At 47.6% G+C, this 5865-nt stretch carries 7 protein-coding genes and 1 pseudogene; all 8 read right to left on the reverse strand.

The features are described 5' to 3' along the window. A pseudogene (locus tag EAO33_RS08695) lies at positions 1–369 on the reverse strand (translation initiation factor IF-2 N-terminal domain-containing protein); the annotation flags it as partial. Beyond that, positions 366–626: a DUF448 domain-containing protein gene (locus EAO33_RS08700; RefSeq protein WP_120946380.1), complete on the reverse strand. Its 261-nt coding sequence runs from the start codon at positions 624–626 to the stop codon at positions 366–368. The pseudogene EAO33_RS08695 and the gene EAO33_RS08700, both read right to left, overlap by 4 nt. Then, positions 616–1515 (reverse strand): homoserine kinase, encoded by a 900-nt coding sequence (thrB, locus tag EAO33_RS08705; RefSeq protein ID WP_162982279.1) that lies wholly within the window; start codon positions 1513–1515, stop codon positions 616–618. Before thrB ends, EAO33_RS08700 begins: the two co-directional genes overlap by 11 nt. A gap of 53 nt (positions 1516–1568) precedes the next feature. Next, the gene (locus EAO33_RS08710) at positions 1569–2039 is read right to left on the reverse strand and encodes a hypothetical protein (RefSeq protein ID WP_120946384.1); all 471 of its coding nucleotides are present in this window, start codon (positions 2037–2039) and stop codon (positions 1569–1571) included. 5 nt (positions 2040–2044) lie between these two features. Continuing rightward, a complete protein-coding gene (gene lpxC / locus EAO33_RS08715; RefSeq protein WP_120946386.1) occupies positions 2045–2959 on the reverse strand; it encodes a UDP-3-O-acyl-N-acetylglucosamine deacetylase in 915 nt (304 codons plus the stop codon). After that, the gene (locus EAO33_RS08720; RefSeq protein WP_120946388.1) at positions 2956–3546 is read right to left on the reverse strand and encodes a septum site-determining protein MinC; all 591 of its coding nucleotides are present in this window, start codon (positions 3544–3546) and stop codon (positions 2956–2958) included. Before EAO33_RS08720 ends, lpxC begins: the two co-directional genes overlap by 4 nt. A 3-nt stretch (positions 3547–3549) precedes the next feature. Continuing rightward, a complete protein-coding gene (locus EAO33_RS08725; protein ID WP_120946390.1) occupies positions 3550–4911 on the reverse strand; it encodes a M23 family metallopeptidase in 1362 nt (453 codons plus the stop codon). 9 nt (positions 4912–4920) lie between these two features. Further along, a partial coding sequence (locus EAO33_RS08730; protein WP_328590025.1) for an outer membrane beta-barrel protein occupies positions 4921–5865 on the reverse strand: 945 nt, incomplete at its 5' end.

Here is a 5865-nt window from a genome sequence, read left to right on the forward strand (position 1 = left end):
CTTAGGAGGCTTGGGGGTTATAGGGGCTTTAGGGGGGGTGGGTTTTAGAGGGGTCGTGGTGCTGACAATCTCAATAGAGCGCTTCCTAGAAACACTGCGCGTGGGAGTGGGCACTTTGGATTCTTGGGGGTCTGTGGGAGGGGTTGGTTTTGCCTGCGTCTTGTTAGGTGCTGGGGGTTTTTTCGCGCTCTTTGGCATGCGCGCGTTGAGTTTATTAGTGATGAAGTCATAGAGTTTAGCGGCCGTTTGCTCATCTAAACTAGAAGTGGGTTTGAGATCTAGACCGATCTCTTTGGCTTCTTTAATCACGATCTTCACATCAGTTCTACCTAACTCTAAAACGAAGTCTTTCAGTGCGATTCCACTCATGACGCTCTTACCTCTTCTAACCACGCTTCGATGTAGTGTTTATTTTTGGGGGCATGCTTGAGTTTTAAAACTTGCTTGCATGCGTTTTTAGCATGCACGCATGCCCCACATAAATAAAAACTACGCCCACTGCCTTCAAAAGCCACAATTTTACCCTCCCGCACGCTAAAACGCAATAATTCTGCTTGCATGAGGCGTTGCCTACAGCACACACAAGTGCGCACCGCATTCTTAGAAACAAAGGCTTTAATCTTCAATCTGGACTCCTTCATTGTCAAAATCTAGCGACAATACCCTAAAATTAGGGAACTTCTGTTGCAATTTGGTTTGCAAAGCTCGAGCGTCTTCAGCATAACACAGATTAAAAAACGAGGAACCACTCCCTGAGAGTGTGCTCATCAACGCGCCATGCTCTAAAGCCATTCTTTGCACTCCATAGAGCACGGGGTAGAGTTTCATGCGCCGATCTTGGTGTAAACGATCCCTAGAAGCCACCCTGAGTATGTCCCATTTCTCTTGGCTAAAAGCCATACACACTAAGCTGGCATGCGCAAGATTGTAGATCGCATCTGTGTAATTGCAACGCTTGGGCAAAGCTTGGCGTGAGAGTTTGGTAGAAATACTATGAGGGGGGATCACCATGATCGCTTTGAGATAATCAGGGATTGCCACGCGCAAATGGTAAACCTTGTTTTGATTCACCTCACTGGGGAGCTTTTCTACCATAGCGGCGTTAAAGCCCCCAAAGATAGCCGGGGTGATATTATCCGGGTGGGATTCGTAAACCAAGCTAGCATGAAGCACCTCTTCTTTCTCAATGTGCCCATGCAAGTAATGGCTCACCGCGCTCAACGCGCCCACCACCACCGCCGAACTACTCCCAAGCCCCCTAGAAATGGGGATCGCATTGTCAAAGAGAAATTCAAAATTCTGCTCTATACCCTGTTTTTGCAACGCGCCTTTAAAGAGGTTGACAAAGACATTATCCACTAAGAATTTAGAAAACCCCTCGCCCTCGCCTTGAATCTTAATGCTAGTGAAGACAGAGGGCACAACACTAAAGCGGTTTTTGAGATTCAAACCAAGCCCTAAACAATCAAACCCCGGTCCTAAGTTTGCGCTGGTGGCGGGCACACTGACAACCAAATCGTTTCCTAAATTTTGATAGCGCATTATAGCCTAATTTATGCTAATTGCGCCTAAATAGGGGGCAAAAGGTATAGGGGTTTTGGATCAACGCCAAAGATATGGCTTTTAAGCAAGATGGGCAAGCGCATGTTCTGGGTTGTAGGGTTGGATAGAGGACTTAGGTAAATCGTGCCTTGGTGGTAGCAATAATAGCTATTGCCAAAGGCTTTAATGGGCTGGTAGGCGTTGAAAGCAAAGCCCAAAGCCCCATACAGTTTGAGATTTTGCGCACTAGCCACAGTGTGCACAAAGACATGCACAAGTTTCATTGCCATAAAGCTTCCGGGTCCCACCGCATAGTAAATAGCCCCTAATCTGTAGCCATGGCATGCCATCCACGCCCTAACGCGCGCGAACAAAACCCCCAACGCCTCGCTTGTCTTACAAGAGGAAACCAAAGAGTAGCGCAACACGCCGTGCACATAAACACCCATCTGCACCGGGCTTTGCAGAGCCAAAACCCCCAGCGCGCAAGATTGCATACGCTCTAGCTATAAGCGATCACCACTTCCCTAGACTCGGCAGGCGTGTCTTGCTTTTGGGGTGTAGGGGAGAGGTGCACCACTTCATAACTCTGGGTTTCTAACACTTTTTGCACTAGCATGGCGTTGAGCTTGTGGCTTCCCATGTAGGAGTGGTAAGCCCCGACTACATTCTTGCCTAAAAATGCTAAATCTCCCATAGCGTCCAAAATTTTATGGCGCACAAACTCCTCTTCATAGCGCAAACCCTCTTGATTCACAATGCCATGTTCATCTAGCACGATGCAATTATTCAAACTGCCCCCCCTAGCTAACCCAATGGAGCGCAAGTAATTTACCTCCTGTAAAAAGCCAAAGGTGCGCGCACGCGCGATCTGCTCCTTATACTGTTGTCTAGAGAACTCAAAGCGGTAGTGTTGTTCTCTAATCATGGGGTGGGCGAAGTTGATTCCAAATTCAAAGCAAAGAGAGGAGCTGGGGCTAATTTTGGCAAATTTAGGTCCGTCCTTAACCTCCACCTCTTGGGTAATACGCATGAAGGACTTAGGAGCGTCTAGCTCCACAATGCCTGCCTCATCTAAGAGCATGCAATGCGCGATAGCCGAACCGTCCATAATGGGAATCTCTTCATTGTCCACAGAAATTTTAAGGTTGTCAATTCCATAGGCACTCACGGCTGAGAGCAAATGCTCCACGGTGGAAATACGCATTTTTGGGTTGTCTTGAAGTCCTAAAGTGGTCGCCATCGTGGTGTCTAGCACACTCCTATAAGACAAGGGGAGCTCTATACGCAAATCCGAACGCGCAAAGACGATCCCACGCCCTGCCTCTAATGGCTCTAACACCATTTTCACAGGCACACCCTTATGCAACCCAATCCCTACCACCTCCACGCGTCTTGCTATGGTTCTCTCTCTCATACAATGTCCTTTATTTTGATTATATCGTCATTTCTCGTGATCAATTTTAACCTGTCATTCTCATTAAGGCGTGCAAGTAAGGCATCGCTTAAAATCTCCCCCTGAAAAGTGATGTGCGCAGAATAGACATTTTTAAGCACCATACACACTCCCATGCAAATAATAATCCCCTCACAACGCCCATAGACACTAATGTTTTGTTCTGAAACAATCTTAGCCCCATGGTTGATATTCCCCAAAAAAATCAAGCTAGACGCGCTGTCAATCTCCTCCCCGCTACGGATGTGGCGTTCAAAAATTTGCACCTGATCTAGGGGTGTTGGGGTTTTAGAGGCTTGCAACGCGTCAGAGGCTTCGTAAAGCACAATTTGATCGCTAGGCTTGCCCTTGAGATCCTTGGTGCTCACACTATAGGCTAAGTCGTAATGCTCTAGGGCTTCTACAACTTCTAATGGCGGGGGGGCTTTGAATAAGAGTAGGTAATCTTGCAAAAGAGGGGCGTTTTTGTGGATGAAGTTCAGGTATTGCTCTTTATTGGCTACACTGAGTTCAAAACAGCGCACCTGCTTTTGTCTGGTTTGTAGCACCGCTCACCTTTGTTCTTGGATGCGCCGTTGTGCCTGATCTAGCACATCGTTGAAACGCTGGATAAAACCTGTATCCATCCACTCACGCGGGCGCACCGACACGCCTTGCACCAACACTTCAAAATGCAGGTGGTCAAATTTGCTCGAGGCGTTTTTGCCACTCACTCCCAAGATGCCACTAGGTCCCACTAAATCCCCCTTGCGTGCCAACAAGCTTGAGAGACTCCCATATAGCGCGTGCAAACCCAAGCCATAGGACACAAGCGCGCCCTTGCCATAACTTTGTATCTCTTCGGCAAGCACCACGCGCCCCTCATTGCTGGCTAGAATCTTAGAGCGCTTCCCAAAGAGATCGACTCCCAAGTGCAAAAATTCCCCTAACACATCACCCTTGAATAGGTAGCGTTTCTTAGTGCCAAAGGGGACCAAGACCCTAGGCTTACTCACGCCTAAGGGGTTGAAAACCTGCAGGTGCAAAGCTTCATGGATGGGGGTGTTATTCAAGTCTTTGGCGATAATCTCTTCTAAATTGGTGCGCATGCTCGCGCGCTCTGAGCGCAGATCGTCTTTAAACTCTTGAATCGCTTGGGCTTTTGTGGGGTATTTCTTGCTCATCTCCACATTGCGATCAATATAGGGGGTGCGGGTATTTTGGATAAATTTAAGGGGGAGGGTGGTGGTGTTAAAAGCCTTATCTCGAGCGATGATGGTGGCACTAAAAGCGCGCTGCTGCAAAGACCAGGGTAAAATCACGGCGTAATGCTTGTCTTTCATAAAGGGAAAGGCTTGAAAATCCCTACTCCCATTATTCAGCCACACCTTTTGCAACGCCTCTTCTTCGACTTTGAACACCACTAACGCGCTCCCCCCATAAGTGATATTGGTCGATTGGGCTAGGGTGTGGATTGTGGGGGGGGTGGTGTCCAATAGGAGATCAAAGCTCTTGCGCGTGGTATTCCCGCTAAAAAAGTTAGCATTGCTCCAATCGCACATGCTAATCTCATAGTGGAGTGTGGTTTGATCGTTGAGTTGGATAGGGGGTTTGGGTAGATCAACATGCAAGCGGCTGGGTTCATCTAGCACAATTTGGTTTTTCTCATAGACCACCAAGTTGTCGTTAGTGAAAACCTTGACATGGTAGGAGCGGATTTTAGCGGGAGTTTGCATGGTGATGATCATGGGGTGTTTGAGATTCCAATGCGTGGGGTTTTCAAAGCTCAAAGCCTGCGTGGGCGTTTTCTTGCCCCCCTCTTTGACAACCTTCATCACCAAATTAATGCGCCCCTGGTTGTCCTTACTGATCCAATAATTATAACTCAAATACCCACACCCTAAAAGCACTACCATCACAATCCAACGCCACACGATCGCCCCTTAAAAGACATACAGCACATTCACCACGACAAAACTCGTGCGCTTGAAGCCGATATTCCCACTGATTAAAGTCTTGCTAGATTGCGCGTTGGCGTAGGTGGCCGGGGTTTCCGCGCCAAAACGCAAGTAGGTTAAAGGAATCTTAGTGCCCAACTCCAAGCGCAGATGCCTTTTATAAGTGAAAGCCAAACCTAAATTGATCGTGTAATCTGCCTGCATCAACATTTTCCAAAAGATATCCGGACTTTTATACCCATTTGCCACCACCTGATTAAACGCCTTATTGCTAAAATCGCGCAAGATCATCAAACCCACCCCAAAGCCCGCATACGCGCCAATAAAATGCTCTTTAGCGCGATCCAAGGGGATGTCTATGAGCGCATCCATATTCAAAGATCCCAAGCCATAAAAGAGTTTGCCAAAGCCTTGAGAATTGTTATTGCCATTGAGAGTGTCAATGTTAGCCAACCCGGGGATGAGCAATAAATCCCCATAGACGCGCGTCCCAAAATAGAGATTAAAAAATTGCTGGTAACCCAATTCCACATTGAACATGCCAATGGTGTTTTTCAGTGTGATGGCGCGATTAAAGACATCATTAGGCACTCTAATACCAAGACTACTGCTTAGAACCTGCGCCCCGCTATAGGATTCTTGCAATCCTCCCACCCCAAACCCCCCCCCTAAAAAGAACCCACTCTTTTCCTTGGCGATGCTATAACTCTCTAACTTCTGCGCCTTGAAGCGCCAATCCCTATTTTTATAATGCTTTTCCATGTATTTTTTAGAGTAGTAATGTTGGGTTTGGGGAGTTTGACCTAGGGCGCGGATTTGTTCTTTTAATCTACGCACTTCAGGGTCTGAGTCGTAATTGGGGTAAGTGGGTGGTGGGGGGATGGGGGTTGGAGGCACTAGCAAGGCTGGGTTAGGGATGAAGTAGGGGTT

The organism is Helicobacter labacensis, assembly GCF_003660285.1.
Taxonomy (GTDB): domain Bacteria; phylum Campylobacterota; class Campylobacteria; order Campylobacterales; family Helicobacteraceae; genus Helicobacter; species Helicobacter labacensis.

Bases quoted from the DNA above. Each gene is read 5' to 3' on its own strand.
- EAO33_RS08710 (WP_120946384.1), bottom strand. From the start codon at position 2,039: ATGCAATCTTGCGCGCTGGGGGTTTTGGCTCTGCAAAGCCCGGTGCAG.
- lpxC (WP_120946386.1), bottom strand. From the start codon at position 2,959: ATGAGAGAGAGAACCATAGCAAGACGCGTGGAGGTGGTAGGGATTGGG.